The sequence below is a fragment of the Salinicola sp. MIT1003 genome (genome assembly GCF_001858555.1).
GTDB lineage: Bacteria > Pseudomonadota > Gammaproteobacteria > Pseudomonadales > Halomonadaceae > Salinicola > Salinicola salarius.
This window is the reverse complement of sequence record NZ_MCAP01000058.1, coordinates 65644-80569: the sequence shown is the minus strand read 5'-3', so window position 1 is coordinate 80569 and position 14926 is coordinate 65644. Positions and strand designations below refer to the sequence as shown.

Here is a 14926-nt window from a genome sequence, read left to right as displayed (position 1 = left end):
GTCTGACTGCCACTGTCAAGACTTTCGTCGGAGGTTATAATGCCGCCACCTGTTTCGACCGAGGCCACGATACCGCCATGAGTTCTCCCCAGTCTGCGACGTCACATTCGAACGCCATGACGCCGATGTCTCGCTACCGCGCCGATCTGGAGCGTGATGACTTCAGCTACGACGCCGCGCAGGAGAATGCCGTCAAACATCTGCAGCGTCTGTATGACGATCTCCAGCGAACCCCGGCTCCCAGGCCGTCCGCCGCTGTCTCCGGGGAGTCGAAGCTCTCCAAGATGGCGGGACTGTTCGGCAAGCGCAAGGCATCGGAGCCCCAGGCACCCGAGAAGCCGCAGGTGATGGGACTCTACTTCTGGGGCGGTGTGGGTCGCGGCAAGACCTACCTGGTCGATGTGTTCTACGAATCGTTGCCGTTCGATCGCAAGATGCGAACGCACTTCAACCGATTCATGCAGCGCGTGCATCGCGAACTCGAGGTGCACAAGGGCGAAAAGAATCCGCTGACCCGGATCGCGGCCAAGTTCGCCGGAGAGGCGCGCGTGATCTGCTTCGACGAGTTCTACGTCAAGGACATCACCGATGCGATGATCTTGGGCAATCTCATGGAAGCGCTGTTCGCGCAGGGCGTCGTGCTGGTGGCGACTTCGAATATCGTGCCTGACGATCTCTACAAGGACGGCCTGCAGCGGAGCCGGTTTCTTCCGGCAATCGATCTGCTCAAGCGCCACTGCGAGGTGGTCAATGTCGATTCCGGCGTGGACTATCGCCTGCGGGCGCTCGAGCAGGTCGAGATATTCCATTCTCCGCTCGATGCCGATGCCGAAAAGCAGCTGGCGAAGAGTTTCCGTTCGGTGGCCGGTAGCGAGGGGCAGCGCGATGAGACGCTGACGGTCAATCATCGCAAACTGACGACGCGCCGTCGCCATGAAGGCGTCGTCTGGTTCGATTTCAAGATGCTCTGCGACGGACCGCGCAGCCAGAACGATTACATCGAGCTGTCGCGGGAATTTCATACCGTGCTGGTGTCGGATGTGCCGCGCATGGGCGGGAGCAACGACGATCAGGCGCGGCGCTTCATCAGCATGGTCGACGAATTCTACGATCGCGCGGTCAAGCTGCTGCTCTCCGCGGAGACCGAGGTCGAATCGCTCTACACGGGGGGCAACCTCAGTTTCGAATTCGAGCGTACGCTGTCGCGCCTTCAGGAAATGCAGTCCCGCGATTATCTGGCGTTGGCGCACAAGCCGTGAACCAGGTCGAGGCCGATCGACAGAAGTGGCCCAAGAATGGTCGCGTAGCAAATTGCAAGTCGATCTTTCGTCGCTCGTCGGGCTCGTGTACAATGCGCGCTCTTCGATCCGTTGCCGTCCGAATGGAAGCTGCTCTGCGGCCTTCGGTGGACGAGCAACCCAAGAAAAATAGGGATGGCCGAGAAGCATCCGCTTCGACGCCCAAATACGCTTATTTGGTGAAACACTCATGAAGACGTTCAGTGCCAAGCCGCATACCGTGCAGCGCGATTGGTATGTCGTTGATGCATCGGGCAAGACGCTCGGTCGTCTGGCGACAGAAATCGCTCGCCGCCTGCGTGGCAAACACAAGCCGGAATACACCCCGCACGTCGATACCGGCGATTACATCGTCGTCATCAACGCCGAGAAGGTTCACGTGACCGGTAACAAGGCGCAAGCTAAGAACTACTACCGTCACACTGGTTACCCGGGCGGTCTGCGTACCATGTCGTTCGAGAAGCTGATCGACCATGCGCCGGAGCGAATCATCGAAGGCGCCGTCAAGGGCATGCTGCCCAAAGGTCCGCTGGGTCGTGCCATGCACGCCAAGCTCAAGGTGTATGCCGGTACCGAGCATCCGCACGCCGCGCAGCAGCCGCAAGAACTGAACATCTGAGGGTAACCGTCATGGCACAACAGTATTACGGCACCGGGCGTCGCAAGACTTCTACCGCTCGTGTGTTTCTCAAGCCGGGCACCGGCAAGATCACCATCAACGATCGCGAGCTGGGCGAGTTCTTCGGCCGCGTCACGGCGCAGATGGTCGTGCGTCAGCCGCTGGAGCTGACCGAGACCACTGGCCAGTTCGACGTCTACGTCACGGTCAAGGGTGGTGGTGGTTCCGCTCAGGCCGGCGCGATTCGTCACGGCATCACTCGCGCGCTGATGGAATACAACGAAGAGCTGCGTCGTCCGCTGCGTGCGGCTGGCTACGTGACCCGCGATGCTCGTGAAGTCGAGCGTAAGAAAGTGGGTCTGCGCAAGGCACGTCGTCGTCCGCAGTTCTCCAAGCGCTGATCCTGCAGGATCGCCTCTGCGCTCAACGCCCGACTTATTCAGTCGGGCGTTTTGCTGTTGGTACGTGGTTATTGGTGCGTGGCTATTGGCACGTGACACGTATGCATTCGAGCTTCCTGTGGTCGGCGAGGCGCCCGGCCGGGTTGCCCGTCGTGGTATCATGGTCGTTGAATTAATGCGAGGAAAGTCTCATGGGTGTAGTGGCCAAGCGATCGTCGATGATCTTTTACTCCGGTAGTGAGGATCATTTCAGCCATCGCGTCAGAATCGTGCTGGCGGAAAAGGGCGTGGCTGTCGATATCCTGGACGTCTCGGCCGACGAGCATAACGCTGAACTGGCGGATCTGAATCCCTACAACAGCGTGCCTACGCTGCTGGATCGTGATCTGGTGCTCTACGAGTCCAAGGTCATGATGGAATATCTCGATGAGCGTTTCCCGCATCCGCCGCTGTTGCCGGTCTACCCGGTGGCGCGTGCGCAGAGCCGTCTGTGGATGCATCGCATCGAGCGTGAATGGTGTCCGCTGGTAGAGCAGATCCAGCAAGGTTCCAAGAAGGACGCCGAAAAGGCGCGCAAGGAATTGCGTGAAAGCCTGACCGGGATCTCGCCCATCTTCGAAGACATGCCGTTTTTCATGAGCGAAGAGTTCACCCTGGTGGATTGCTGCATCGCACCGATCCTGTGGCGTCTGCCGGCACTGGGCGTCGAGTTGCCGGAAAAGCAGGTCGCTCCGTTGATGAGCTACATGGAGCGGGTCTTCGCGCGTGATGCTTTCAAGGTGGCGCTATCCGAATCCGAACGTGAGATGCGTAGCTGAACGGCGCCTGTCGTAAGCTGCCTGAAGGAGATGACATGCTGACTAGCCGTCCCTATCTGGCAAGAGCTCTTTATGAGTGGTTGCTGGATAACGAGCAAACACCGTATATCGTGGTCGATGCCGGGAAGCCCAACGTCAAGGTGCCGCAACAATTCGTGCAGAATGGTCAGATCGTGCTGAACATTGCACCGGCGGCCGTGCGCGATTTGATGATCGACAATGCGGCGGTCACTTTCGGGGCGCGCTTCAGCGGTCAGCCGATGCAGGTCGTCGTGCCGATGGATGCCTTGATCGCTATCTACGCTCGCGAAAATGGTGTGGGTATGGTCTTCGGCCAGGAGCCGGTCATGCCGAGCTTCTCGGATGGAGAAGAGGAAGCGGAGAGGGAAGACGAGGGGCGTCCGTCGCTGGAAAGCGTCGAGAACCGTTCGGACAGCACCTCTTCGAAGCCATCCGAATCTGCCGACGAGGAGAGCGGTGGCGAAGCGCCAAGCCGGCCGGAGAAGGGCAAGCCGTCGTTGCGTATCGTCAAGTAAGCTGCCGTTTGCGGTTGTCGCTGTGCCTGTTTTCATGCCAGTGACGGACCGGGATCACAAAAAGCCGCTGCCGAATCGAATTCGGCAGCGGCTTTTTTTGTCGCGGGTCGAGACCCGCCGAGTGATTAGTTGAGGTATTCGAATACCTTGACGATGCGTTGGACGCCGCCCACGCCGGAGGCGGCGGCGGTTGCCTGGCTGGCTTGCTGTTGCGTGACGAGCCCCATCAGGTAGACCGTGCCATTTTCGGTAATGACGCGAATCAGGTTGGCGTCCAGGTCCTCGTTGGCGACCAGGTTGGCCTTGATGCGCCCGGTGATCCATGTGTCGGTCATGCGCTGACTGACCGGTGTGTTGGCCGATACCATCAGCTCGTTATGGACCTGCCGAACGCTGCGCACGTTACGGGCGATTTCCGTGGCGCGCTGCTTGAGCTCGTCGCTGGGCACCTGCCCGGTCAGCAGAACATTGCTGTTGTAGCTATCGACATTGACGTGGGCGTCGCCGTAACGAGCGTCCGCGGCATTGAGGGCGTCGAAGATCTTGCTCTGGATGCTGCTGTCTTCGACCTTGGCGCCAGGCGTACGCTCGGCATAGTTCTCTGGCTGGCTTCCGGTGGCGCATCCGCCAAGCGTCAGCAGGCCGATCAGACAGGAGGAAGCGATCAGTGTCTTCTTCATGGGTCTCACTCGTTGCTGCCAAATAGCTGTTGGTCGATCAGATCACACAAGCAGTGAATGACCAAGAGATGAACTTCTTGAATTCGTGCGGTGGAGGTTGCCGGAACGCGAATTTCGCAATCTTCCTGGCCCAGTAACGAGGCCATGTCTCCACCGTCGCGCCCCGTCAGGGCAACGACGCTCATTTCCCGATCGTGCGCTGCCTGGATGGCCTGGACCACGTTGGCCGAATTGCCACTGGTCGAAATCGCCAGCAGGATGTCGCCTGGCTGGCCCAGCGCCCGGATCTGCTTCGAGAAAACATCATTATAGCTGTAATCGTTGGCGATCGAGGTCAGGGTCGAGGTGTCGGTCGTCAGGGCCAGTGCCGGCAGGCTCGGGCGCTCACGCTCGAAGCGGTTGAGCAGCTCGGAGGAGAAGTGCTGGCTGTCGCCAGCGCTTCCCCCATTTCCGCAGGCCAGAATCTTGCCTTCGCTGACCAGACACTGAACCATCATCTGGCTGGCGACTTCGATGAAAGGCGGCAAGACTTCACTGGCGTAGGTCTTGGTGTCGATGCTGGCGTTGAACAGGTCGAGTATGCGTGTCTGAAAATCCATGGGCTGCCTATTAGGGCCTGGGTCAATATGCGTCGAAGGCGGCGCGAATCCAGTCGAATTCGAGCAGGGGAGGGCTTCCGGTCACGCCCACGACGTCGAAGCGGCAGGGGCATGATAGCTGTTGCGCATGAAGATAAAAACGCGCGGCCTTGATGATGCGCCGCTGCTTGGCTGGCGTGATCGTCTCGAGCGGGCTGCCGTAGTCGCTGCGCTGGCGGTGACGTACCTCGACGAACACGAGATACTCGCCGTCGCGCATCACCAGATCGATCTCGCCACCCTTGGCGTGCTGGTTACTGGCAACCAGCGTCAAACCCTGTGTCGCGAGCCAGCGGGCAGCAGCCTGCTCGACCTGCTGCCCGAGTTGGCGCCGGCTGGGCGCTGCCTGATTGGCTGGCGTTGGGCGATCAGTTGGCGCTGGCATCGTCGGTATCGAGTGCGAATCCGTTGAGATCGCTACCGGATGCGTTTCGTGGCGCTTGCTGCGATACGCTGCCAGCGTCGCCGCCGGGATTCGAGGGTGAGCTGGCTGGTGCGGCTGCCGGTGCCATCAATAGCGGTTGTGGCGTGCCGGACTGGAACAGCGCCCAGGGCAGGGTGCGCTGGATGCGGCCGTCGTCGCGCGCCTGCAACGTACCGGTGGCGCCGAAGATCTGCGTGTTCGGTAATGCCTGGATCAGCGGCAGGCGGCGGGCGAGCTCGTAGGCATCGACGCCCATGGCGTTGAGCTTGAGCAAGCCGGGGTCGCTGTCTTGCTGCGATAGTCGGCGGAAGGTGGAAACGAAAGGCAGGGCGTCGACACCGCCGACGGCCGCGTCCGGAATCATCCACGGAATGTCCAGGAACTGAACGCCGTTTAGGTCATGATCGGCGCGCGGCTGTGGCGTGCCCTCATAGAGGTGAGAGGTGGCGTAGACAGGTAGATCGCCAGCGTAATAGAACTCCAGTGTCGGTGGTACCTGGCGGGCGTAGCTGGGCAGTGCGAGCAGGAACAGCATGTCCATGCTCGAGGGGTCGCTGTCGAGCAGATTGCGCACCGCCGTGGCAACGGATCCCGACGGATCGTAACTGACCACCGAATCGACGTTGCCCCCTTCGGTCTCCCACGCGTTGCGGAACGCGGCCAGAATGCGCGAGCCCCACTCGTTATCCGGAACCATGATGCCGGCCCGGCGGTGGCCGTCGAGATACGCGCGATGGGCGACCTGGCGTGCCTCGTCTTCCGCTGACAGGCCGTACTGGAACAGGTTGGTCGCCTGGTTGCGCGCATGCTGTCCATAGTTCAGCGCGAGCGTGGGCAGAGGCACGCTGCCGTGGGTTTCCAGCTCGCTGACCTTGTCCTTGTCGAGCGGGCCGATCACCGCCTGGGCGCCGCTCATCGTCGCCTGGGCGTAGAGGGCATCGAGATTCTGCTGGCTGGAGTCGATGAAGGTCAGTCGAGGGATGCGTTCTCCCTGACTTTCGGCATCGCTGGCGCGGGCTTCGAGGCCCTGGCGGATGGCCGAAGCGATATTGGCCAGCGGGCCGCTGTCGGGCAGGAATACGGCGATCTGGTCGACTTCATTGCCTGCGAGCTGGCGTAGCGCCGACAGATCCTGCGGCAGTCGTCGATTGGCCGGGTGGTTCGGATAGCGGCTACGCCACTGATCCAGACGATCGAACAGGTTGGAGATATCACCGCTGCTGGTACGGTAAAGGCGGGCAAGATCCACCCAGCCCTGAGTGACCGGGTCGCTATCCGTCGCAGCCAGGGCATTCAGCGCGGTGGGGCTGAGACCCGACAGCGGCTTCCAGATGTCGTCGTTCAGCTCGTAAGGAGCGCTGTCGCGCTGCAGGCCGATCAGCAGGCGGGCCGCCGCCTCCGGCTCGCCGATCATGCTCAGGGCAAGACCGCGGCGATAGCGCAACGTCTGCCGATCACCGGTCGAGAGCTCGCTCGTGCTATCGAGAATATCGGTGGCGCGAATCACGCTCTGACCATCTTCCTCGGCTAGCGCGCTGTCGGACAGCACCATGGCCCAGCGGATTCGCTGGGTGCTGTCGAGCTGGGTGCTGTCGATCTGGCTGGCGATCTGGAGTGCCTGCGCCGTGTCGCCCTGGCGTGCTAGGATATCCGCCGCCTCGAGGCGGGAAGCGGCAGCCTGTTGTCCGCTCTGGGTATTGGCCTGCTGGAGTAGCTCCTGGGCGCTCGGGCCGCTGATGTCCTGCATCATGCTCTGGCCTGCACAGCCTGCCAGCGTCAGAGTTGCCACCAGTGGCAGGAGGAGTCGCCGCAGCGCGTTATGCATAGTGTCTTTCCCTTTACTTGTTGAGAGGCCTTGCGCCCGGGACACCCGTCATCGATGAATCCACTATCGATAAATCGTAGCCCGAAGCATTGACCCTTACCCGTTCCGCTGAAGGCGTCTATCGATCGATGGCCTGTGGTCGTCCATCGCGGCCTTGCGGAGGCTTCCTTGCCGAAACTGAGCATCGAGTCTGCCAGTGGCGGTCGTCGATGTGAATGCATGTCAATCTGGATGGTACCGAATGAGCGAGACAAAGGAAGGCGTATTGTACGTGGTCGCTACGCCGATTGGGAATCTTGAGGACCTGAGCGCCCGGGCGGGCCGGGTTCTCTCGGAGGTCGATGCGATCGCGGCCGAGGATACGCGGCATACGCAGCGTCTGCTTCGGCATCTGGGTATCGAGCGGCCGCTGATCTCGTTGCACGAACACAATGAGGCGGCACGGGTCGAGCAGCTTCGTCGACGGCTGGCCGATGGGGCGCAGCTGGCGCTGGTCAGCGATGCCGGGACGCCATTGATCTCCGATCCGGGATTCGTCCTGGTGCGAGAGCTGCGTCGGGCCGGGTGTCGTGTGGTGCCGATCCCGGGCCCTTGCGCACTGATCGCGGCGCTGAGCGCCGCCGGATTGCCGACGGATCGCTTCACCTTCGAGGGATTTCTGCCGGCCAAGTCCGGTCCGCGGCGGAAGCAACTGGAGGTGGGCGCATCGCGGGAAGAAACTCGGGTGTTCTACGAATCGCCGCACCGGATTCGCGATCTGCTGGCGGATCTCGCCGCCGTGGTCGGCGAGCGCCAGGTGGTGCTGGCACGGGAGCTGACCAAGACCTTCGAGACACTGCTCGACGGTTCCGCGGCCGAACTGCTGAGCATCATGGATGAAGATCCCGATCAGGCGAGGGGAGAGTTCGTGGTCATGCTGGCCGGCGCGCCGCCCCGGGAGGAAGCTGCCGATGATGCCGAGGGCGAAGCGCTGCTCCGCGCGATGCTGGCCGAAGGGGTGGCGGTCAAGAATGCGGCGGCGGTCGTCGTGCGCCTTCTGGGCGGGCGTCGCAAGCACTGGTATCAGATGGCACTAGAATTGAAGTCTGACGTCTAGGTCGATACCCGGGATTCCTGGATGTTGTGAAGGTCTCTTTTGAAGATCTCTTGTAAAGATCTCTTGTAAAGATGTCTTTAGCCCTTGTCATGGGCTGCAAGTGTCGGCATTACGCGACGTTTTCGTGCCGATGGCAACGGCTTTCGCTCAACGCGGCAATGCTGTCTTGAGAGGGTCACGGGGGGCTGCTATTCTTGCGCGCTTGGGAGTCGGCCAGACAGTCGCCGCCGGCATTGCCGGGGGAGGAAAGTCCGGGCTCCATAGGGCAAGGTGCCAGGTAACGCCTGGGCGGCGCAAGCCGACGGCTAGTGCAGCAGAGAGTAGACCGCCTAAGCAGCGATTCGCTGCCGGTAAGGGTGAAAGGGTGCGGTAAGAGCGCACCGCGCGCCTGGTAACAGTGCGTGGCACGGTAAACCCCACCTGGAGCAAGACCAAATAGGGATCCTTTGGCGCGGCCCGCGCTGGATCCGGGTAGGTTGCTTGAGAAACGTGGCGACGCGTTTCCTAGATGAATGACTGTCTTAGACAGAACCCGGCTTATCGGCCGGCTCCCTCTTCGATTTCCGCCGTTCGATACCGAGATCTTCATGCAGCACCGCGACAACGCTCCAGAAGCACCCCAAGGCGGTGCGGCGAATCGCGCCGATTTTCGCCATACCAGCGTGCTGCTCGACGGAGCCGTGGATGCGTTGGTGCAGTCTCCCACCGGTGTCTATCTCGATGGCACTTTCGGCCGTGGTGGCCACTCTCGAGCGATTCTCTCCCGTCTCGACGAGAGTGGGCGCCTGATCGCGATCGACCGCGATCCTGCCGCGCTGGCGGTTGCCGCCGAGATCGACGATCCGCGGCTGACGGTATGTCGCGGCGTGTTTGGCGAACTGGACCGTCATGCCGAGGCGTGCGGTGTCCATGGCCGTTTGAGCGGCATTCTTCTCGATGTCGGTGTTTCTTCTCCCCAGTTGGACGACCCCGAGCGCGGCTTCAGCTTCCTGCGGGATGGCCCGCTGGACATGCGCATGGACCCGACCTCGGGCATTGGCGCTGCCGAATGGATCGCGCGCACCGACGATCAGGAGATGGCGCGTGTCTTCAAGACCTACGGGGAAGAGCGCTTCGCCAAGCGAATCGCGCGGGCCATCGTCGCGGCGCGTCGCGAGGCCCCGATCGAACGGACCCATCAGCTCGCCGAGATCGTCAAGGCGGCGCATCCTGCCTGGGAAAAGGGCAAGCACCCTGCAACTCGCGTCTTCCAGGCCATTCGCATCCATCTCAATGACGAACTGGGCCAGCTGGAACGCGCCCTGGCCGTCGCTCTGGATGCGCTGGCGCCTGGAGGTCGGCTGGTGGTGATCAGTTTCCATTCGCTGGAAGATCGGCTGGTCAAGCGTTTCATTCGCGATCAGTCTCGCGGGGATACGCATTTGCCCCGTGGCATGCCCATTCGCGAGGATCAACTCGACAAGCGGCTCAAGCCGGTAGGCAAGGCAATGCGTGCCAGCGACAGCGAGATCGATGCGAACCCCCGTGCGCGCAGTGCGGTCATGCGCATCGCCGAGAAGCTGGGGCCTGCCGTCGAGAAGTCGAGATAAGGAGCAACATGGCCGTTCAAGGACGACGACGCAGCCTGTTGGAGACCGGTGACTGGCCGTTCGCCCGCCGTCCGGGGTTCCGCGGCACACTGCTCGGCATCGTGACCATCGCGGTGCTGGTGACGGCGCTGGCCATCATCAGCACGTCTCATTTGACCCGGGTGCAGTATGCACGGTTGCAGAAGCTGGAAAATCAGCGGGACTCCCTGCAGACGGAGTGGGGGCGGCTGCTGCTCGAGGAGAGTACCTGGTCGTCACCGGCACGTATCGAGTCGCTGGCCAGCAAGCGTCTGAACATGCGCGTACCGAGTGTCGATGAAGTGAAGGTGATTCATCCATGAGTGCGACAAGACGCGCTGCCACGGACAGGCGACGCCGACCGGACGCCCCGCTGGGGGCGGGGCGCTACTGGTTCATGTTGTTCATCATCCTGGTGGCACTATCCGCCCTCGTGGGCCGCGTCGTCTATCTCCAGGTGATCGACCGCAGTTTCCTCCAGAACCAGGGCGACGCCCGCACGCTGCGCGTCGAGTCCATCGGGGCGCATCGCGGAATGATCAGCGATCGCAACGGCGACCCCCTGGCGATTTCGACGCCGGTCATCACGCTCTGGGCCAATCCGCAGGAACTGCCCCAGGATCCTATCCAGCAGACGCTGCTGGCGAAGGCGCTCAAGGTGGATCCCGGCCAACTGGCCGATCGCATCTCGCGTTACTCGGATCATGAATTCATGTATCTGCGGCGCCAGCTCACGCCGGCCGCAGCCAAGCCGGTTCTCGACCTGCAGATGCCCGGCGTCTACGCCCGCGACGAATACAAGCGCTACTATCCGGCGGGAGAAGTGGCGGCACAGCTCGTCGGCGTGACCAATGTCGACGACAAGGGGCAGGAAGGGCTCGAGCTCGCCTACAACCGCTATCTCACCGGCCAGCCCGGCAAGCGACGTGTGCTCAAGGACCGCAAAGGGCGGCTGGTTCGGGATCTGCATCTGATCGAGGAAGCCAAGCCGGGCGGTGATCTCTCGCTGTCGATCGATCTGCGCCTGCAGTACATGGCTTATCGCGAACTGGCAGCGGGGGTTCGCAAGAACGACGCCGACGGTGGTTCGCTGGTCATGCTGGATGCGCGGACCGGCGAGGTGCTGGCGATGGCGAACTTGCCATCCTACAACCCCAACAACCGCAGCGATGTCGATGTGCGCGGATTGCGCAATCAGGCGATTACCGACGCCATCGAGCCCGGTTCGGTGATGAAGCCGCTGGCCATGTCGGCAGCCCTGGCTTCCGATCAATTTTCGCCGGAGAGCATCATCGACACCTCGCCGGGCTGGATGGTGGTGGATGGCTACACCATCCGGGACTTCCGCAACTACGGCAAGCTGACGCCGGCGGGAATCCTGCTGCACTCATCGAATATCGGCATGTCTCACATCGCGTTGTCGCTGCCCCAGGATGCCATCTGGAATCGCTATCGCGAACTGGGCCTGGGGCAGTCGCCCGGAACCGGCTTCCCCGGTGAAAACAGCGGTAGCCTGCCCTCCACGATCAATCTGCCGCGTAGCGCCCAGGCGGCGATGGCTTACGGCTACGGCGTCGCCGTGACGCCGTTGCAACTGGCGAGCGCGTATACGGCCATCGCCAACGATGGCAAGCGGTTGTCTCCATCGCTGCTCAAACTCAATGGCGACCCGGATAGCGAGCAGGTAATGTCGCCGCGTATCGCCCATGAGTTGCTGGCGATGATGGAAAAGATCGTCCAGCCCAACGCGGGTGGACATCTGGCGATGGTGCCGGGCTACCAGATTGCCGGCAAGACCGGCACGGTGCGCAAGGTAACCAGCACGGGCTATCAGGAAGTCGAGTATCGCGGGCTTTTTGCCGGTATTGCCCCGGCTTCCAATCCGCGTATCGTCACGGTGGTGATGATCGACAATCCCAAGAAGGGTGACTACTACGGTGGCCTGGTCGCCGCCCCTGTGTTCAGTCGTGTCGTCGGTAACGCCTTGCGGCTGCTCGACGTGCCTCCCGATGCGCCATCCGGCGCGGCGGAACAGGAGTCCAACCCATGAAGACCGATACCGCAAGACTCGCCGACGCGCTGGCCTCGCTCTGGCCCGAGATCGCTCGCCCCGAGCGGTTGACTTCCTGGCTTCCCGCCTCGGTCGATTCGACGCTGTGCCTGGACAGTCGGCAACTGCAGGAGGGCGATTTGTTCCTGGCGGTGCCGGGCGTCAGCGCGGACGGGCGACAATTCATCGCCGATGCGCTTGGAGCCGGTGTCGCGGGCGTGCTGTGCGAGGCCGATGGGCTCGATCCGCAATGGTCGGATGACGAACGGGTTCTTGCGCTGCCGGGTTTGACGCGGCAGCTGGCGGCCCTCGGTCGCCGGCTGTTTGCGGTGCCGGATTCGTTGAAACTGATCGGTGTCACCGGCACCAACGGCAAGAGTTCGGTGACTCACTATATCGCCGCGTTGCTGGAGGCGCTCGGTACGCCGGCCGGGGTCATCGGTACGCTGGGTTATGGCCGGCCCGGCGCGGTACGTTCCGCATTGCAGACCACGCCGGGGCCGCTGGCGCTGCAACAGATGCTCGGCGAACTGGCGAGCGAGGGCATCGAAGTCGTGGCGATGGAGGTGTCGTCGCATGCACTGGCGCAGGAGCGGCTGGGCGATACCCGAATCGATACCGCGGTCTTCACCAACCTGAGCCGCGATCATCTCGATTATCACGGCAGCATGGCGGCTTACGCGGCGGCGAAAGCCAGGCTGTTCAAGCGCGACGGGCTGAAGCTGGCGGTCGTCAATGGCGACGACCCGCTCGCACGACTGATGCTGGCGGGGCTGCCGGAAGGCGTCCGGGTATTGGCCACCGGTAGCAACGAGGCGACGACCTTGCGGGTCGTCGATTGCGAGGCGCTGCCCGGCGGATTGCGCGCCATCGTCGCGACACCGGAGAACGAGGGCGTTCTCGAATTGCCGCTAATGGGGCGTTTCAACCTCGACAATGCGCTGTCGGCGATCGCCACGCTCTACGGGCTGGGCTACTCGCTGGATTCGCTGTGGCAAGCCGCGTCCCGGCTCCAGCCGGTGCCGGGGCGCATGCAGCGGCTGCCGAGAGTGGCCGATGCCGGCGGGCCTGTCGTGGTGGTCGATTACGCCCATACCCCCGATGCACTGGAGAATGCGCTCTCGGCACTGCGCGCACATCTGCCGAGCAGGGAAGGCGGCAAGCTCTGGTGCGTGTTCGGCTGTGGCGGCGATCGCGACAGCGGCAAGCGTCCGTTGATGGCCGCCGTGGCCGAAACGCTCGCCGATCGAATCGTCGTCACCGACGACAACCCGCGCAGCGAAGATCCGAGCCGCATTCGTGACCAGATCGTGGCCGGCCTGTCACCTTCGGCGCAAGCGACGGCCTGGTCTATCGATGGCCGGCGGCAGGCGATCGAGCGGGTCATCGACGCTGCCGGCGCCGACGACATCGTGCTGATTGCCGGCAAGGGCCACGAGGATTATCAGGAGATCGACGGCGTGCGCCACCCGTTCAGCGATATCGAAATCGCGACGGCGCTATGCCAGGTAAAGGGGAAAACCGCATGAGCGAGGTGTTGAGCACCATCGCCGCGCGGCTCGGTGCGCCTTTCGAAGGAGCAGATGCCGCGGTCACGCGAATCGTCACCGATACGCGAGCGCTCCGCCCCGGCGATCTGCTGGTCGCACTGCGGGGGGAGCGGTTCGATGCCCATGAATTTCTGGCTCAGGCGCGGGAAAAAGGGGCGGTCGGCGCCGTCGTCGACCATCCGGTAGCCGACTCGCTGGCACAGATCGTCGTGCCCGACACGCGTCTGGCGCTGGGTCTGCTGGCCCGCGCGCATCGGCTCGACTGGGACGGACAGCTGATCGCGGTCACCGGCAACAGCGGCAAGACCACGGTCAAGGAGATGCTGGCCTCGATACTGGGCCGGCGGGCACCGACGCTGGCCACGCGCGGCAATCTGAACAATGACATCGGCGCACCGTTGACACTGCTCGAGCTTGCCGCCGAGCATCGCTATGCGGCGATCGAACTGGGCGCCAACCATCTGGGGGAAATCGCCTGGACCACGGCGCTGGCCAAGCCGCAGGTGGCGATCATCACCAACGTCACGGGCGCGCATGTCGGCGAGTTCGGCGGCATGGGACAGATTGCCCAGGCCAAGGGGGAAATCCTGGCGGGTCTCTCCAGCGACGGTTGCGCCGTTCTCGATCGGGACGAAGCCTATTTTCCCGTCTGGCGGGCGCTGGCCGGGCGCGCCCGGGTCGTCGACTACGGTCTCGAGGACTACGGTATCAAGAACTACGGTATCAAGGACTACGGTATCGAGGCTGGCGCCAGTGTCACGGCTCGTGATCTGGTCTGCGACCCGGCCGGGCGTTATGCTTTCACGCTTTGCCTGCCGGGCGAGGCGTCGGTACGCGTCGGGCTTTCGCTGGTGGGCCGGCACAACGTACGCAATGCGCTAGCGGCGGCGGCGGCCTCGCATGCGCTGGGTTTCGTCGCAGCGGAGATCGCGGCCGGGCTCGAAGCCTGCCGCAGCATGGCGGGGCGAATGCAGGTGGTCGACGGCATTCGCGGCAGCTGCGTGATCGACGATACCTACAATGCCAATCCCGGCGCGATACGAGCGGCGCTGGAGGCGTTGTCGTCGTTGCCGTCGCCGCGCTGGTGTTTTCTCGGCGCGATGGGGGAACTGGGCGAGGATAGCGAGCGCCTGCACGCCGAGGTCGGCCGTTCGGCCCGCGATCTCGGACTCGATTTTCTGGGCACGTATGGTGAACCTGCACGTGCCGCATCCGAGGCCTTCGGTCACGAAGGCCATCATTTCGATGACTGGGCAGCGCTCGAGCGTTTTGCCCAGGATCAGCTTCCTTCCCGGGCCAGCGTGCTGGTCAAGGGATCGCGCAGCGCCGGCATGGAACGACTCGTCGCCGCACTGCGTGATGATGCCTCAAGGTGAATTCGACT

General features: G+C 62.9%; 15 protein-coding genes and 1 other RNA gene. 12 read left to right on the top strand and 4 right to left on the bottom strand.

Going from position 1 to position 14926, the window contains the following annotated elements; all coding sequences use genetic code 11:
- Nucleotides 1-77: 77 nt before the first annotated feature.
- The 5 genes from zapE to BC443_RS16250 all read left to right on the top strand — a co-directional run bounded on the left by zapE (nucleotide 78) and on the right by BC443_RS16250 (nucleotide 3672).
- A complete protein-coding gene (zapE, locus tag BC443_RS16270; protein WP_071232884.1) occupies nucleotides 78-1259 on the top strand; it encodes a cell division protein ZapE in 1182 nt (393 codons plus the stop codon).
- A 229-nt stretch (nucleotides 1260-1488) separates the two neighbouring features.
- Complete coding sequence (rplM, locus tag BC443_RS16265) at nucleotides 1489-1917, top strand: 50S ribosomal protein L13 (RefSeq protein WP_071232883.1); 429 nt, start codon at nucleotides 1489-1491, stop codon at nucleotides 1915-1917.
- An 11-nt stretch (nucleotides 1918-1928) separates the two neighbouring features.
- The gene (gene rpsI / locus BC443_RS16260) at nucleotides 1929-2318 is read left to right on the top strand and encodes a 30S ribosomal protein S9 (protein WP_071232882.1); all 390 of its coding nucleotides are present in this window, start codon (nucleotides 1929-1931) and stop codon (nucleotides 2316-2318) included.
- A 191-nt stretch (nucleotides 2319-2509) separates the two neighbouring features.
- On the top strand, nucleotides 2510-3136 hold the full coding sequence (locus BC443_RS16255) for a glutathione S-transferase N-terminal domain-containing protein (RefSeq protein WP_071232881.1): 627 nt from the start codon (nucleotides 2510-2512) through the stop codon (nucleotides 3134-3136).
- Between the two features lie 35 nt (nucleotides 3137-3171).
- A complete protein-coding gene (locus BC443_RS16250; protein WP_071232880.1) occupies nucleotides 3172-3672 on the top strand; it encodes a ClpXP protease specificity-enhancing factor in 501 nt (166 codons plus the stop codon).
- Between the two features lie 125 nt (nucleotides 3673-3797).
- Here BC443_RS16250 and BC443_RS16245 read toward each other — a convergent pair whose 3' ends face one another.
- From BC443_RS16245 to BC443_RS16230, 4 genes are read right to left on the bottom strand one after another with little or no spacing between them, the layout of a single operon-like run.
- Entirely contained in the window at nucleotides 3798-4352 is a 555-nt protein-coding gene (locus tag BC443_RS16245) for a BON domain-containing protein (RefSeq protein WP_071232879.1), read from the bottom strand.
- 5 nt (nucleotides 4353-4357) lie between these two features.
- Nucleotides 4358-4951 (bottom strand): phosphoheptose isomerase, encoded by a 594-nt coding sequence (locus tag BC443_RS16240; protein ID WP_071232878.1) that lies wholly within the window; start codon nucleotides 4949-4951, stop codon nucleotides 4358-4360.
- Nucleotides 4952-4973: 22 nt separating this feature from the next.
- Nucleotides 4974-5375, bottom strand: coding sequence for a YraN family protein (locus BC443_RS16235; RefSeq protein WP_071232877.1), 402 nt, complete (start codon nucleotides 5373-5375; stop codon nucleotides 4974-4976).
- On the bottom strand, nucleotides 5359-7239 hold the full coding sequence (locus tag BC443_RS16230) for a penicillin-binding protein activator (RefSeq protein ID WP_071232876.1): 1881 nt from the start codon (nucleotides 7237-7239) through the stop codon (nucleotides 5359-5361). Before BC443_RS16230 ends, BC443_RS16235 begins: the two co-directional genes overlap by 17 nt.
- Nucleotides 7240-7480: 241 nt before the next feature.
- Between BC443_RS16230 and rsmI the strand changes: the two genes are divergently transcribed.
- The 7 genes from rsmI to murF all read left to right on the top strand — a co-directional run bounded on the left by rsmI (nucleotide 7481) and on the right by murF (nucleotide 14918).
- Nucleotides 7481-8335, top strand: coding sequence for a 16S rRNA (cytidine(1402)-2'-O)-methyltransferase (rsmI, locus tag BC443_RS16225; protein ID WP_071232875.1), 855 nt, complete (start codon nucleotides 7481-7483; stop codon nucleotides 8333-8335).
- A gap of 205 nt (nucleotides 8336-8540) precedes the next feature.
- Nucleotides 8541-8891: RNase P RNA component class A (rnpB, locus tag BC443_RS16220), an RNA gene on the top strand.
- Between the two features lie 31 nt (nucleotides 8892-8922).
- Complete coding sequence (rsmH, locus tag BC443_RS16215; protein ID WP_071232874.1) at nucleotides 8923-9924, top strand: 16S rRNA (cytosine(1402)-N(4))-methyltransferase RsmH; 1002 nt, start codon at nucleotides 8923-8925, stop codon at nucleotides 9922-9924.
- An 8-nt stretch (nucleotides 9925-9932) separates the two neighbouring features.
- Entirely contained in the window at nucleotides 9933-10265 is a 333-nt protein-coding gene (ftsL, locus tag BC443_RS16210; protein ID WP_071232873.1) for a cell division protein FtsL, read from the top strand.
- Nucleotides 10262-11992, top strand: coding sequence for a penicillin-binding protein 2 (locus BC443_RS16205; protein ID WP_071232872.1), 1731 nt, complete (start codon nucleotides 10262-10264; stop codon nucleotides 11990-11992). The genes ftsL and BC443_RS16205 overlap by 4 nt, the downstream gene beginning before the upstream one ends.
- Nucleotides 11989-13521, top strand: coding sequence for a UDP-N-acetylmuramoyl-L-alanyl-D-glutamate--2,6-diaminopimelate ligase (locus BC443_RS16200; RefSeq protein ID WP_071232871.1), 1533 nt, complete (start codon nucleotides 11989-11991; stop codon nucleotides 13519-13521). Before BC443_RS16205 ends, BC443_RS16200 begins: the two co-directional genes overlap by 4 nt.
- Entirely contained in the window at nucleotides 13518-14918 is a 1401-nt protein-coding gene (murF, locus tag BC443_RS16195) for a UDP-N-acetylmuramoyl-tripeptide--D-alanyl-D-alanine ligase (RefSeq protein WP_071232870.1), read from the top strand. Before BC443_RS16200 ends, murF begins: the two co-directional genes overlap by 4 nt.
- Nucleotides 14919-14926: the final 8 nt, after the last annotated feature.

Coding starts and splice junctions, on each gene's coding strand:
- zapE (WP_071232884.1), top strand. CDS start 78: ATGAGTTCTCCCCAGTCTGCGACGTCACATTCGAACGCCATGACGCCG.
- rplM (WP_071232883.1), top strand. CDS start 1,489: ATGAAGACGTTCAGTGCCAAGCCGCATACCGTGCAGCGCGATTGGTAT.
- rpsI (WP_071232882.1), top strand. CDS start 1,929: ATGGCACAACAGTATTACGGCACCGGGCGTCGCAAGACTTCTACCGCT.
- BC443_RS16255 (WP_071232881.1), top strand. CDS start 2,510: ATGGGTGTAGTGGCCAAGCGATCGTCGATGATCTTTTACTCCGGTAGT.
- BC443_RS16250 (WP_071232880.1), top strand. CDS start 3,172: ATGCTGACTAGCCGTCCCTATCTGGCAAGAGCTCTTTATGAGTGGTTG.
- BC443_RS16245 (WP_071232879.1), bottom strand. CDS start 4,352: ATGAAGAAGACACTGATCGCTTCCTCCTGTCTGATCGGCCTGCTGACG.
- BC443_RS16240 (WP_071232878.1), bottom strand. CDS start 4,951: ATGGATTTTCAGACACGCATACTCGACCTGTTCAACGCCAGCATCGAC.
- BC443_RS16235 (WP_071232877.1), bottom strand. CDS start 5,375: ATGCCAGCGCCAACTGATCGCCCAACGCCAGCCAATCAGGCAGCGCCC.
- BC443_RS16230 (WP_071232876.1), bottom strand. CDS start 7,239: ATGCATAACGCGCTGCGGCGACTCCTCCTGCCACTGGTGGCAACTCTG.
- rsmI (WP_071232875.1), top strand. CDS start 7,481: ATGAGCGAGACAAAGGAAGGCGTATTGTACGTGGTCGCTACGCCGATT.
- rsmH (WP_071232874.1), top strand. CDS start 8,923: ATGCAGCACCGCGACAACGCTCCAGAAGCACCCCAAGGCGGTGCGGCG.
- ftsL (WP_071232873.1), top strand. CDS start 9,933: ATGGCCGTTCAAGGACGACGACGCAGCCTGTTGGAGACCGGTGACTGG.
- BC443_RS16205 (WP_071232872.1), top strand. CDS start 10,262: ATGAGTGCGACAAGACGCGCTGCCACGGACAGGCGACGCCGACCGGAC.
- BC443_RS16200 (WP_071232871.1), top strand. CDS start 11,989: ATGAAGACCGATACCGCAAGACTCGCCGACGCGCTGGCCTCGCTCTGG.
- murF (WP_071232870.1), top strand. CDS start 13,518: ATGAGCGAGGTGTTGAGCACCATCGCCGCGCGGCTCGGTGCGCCTTTC.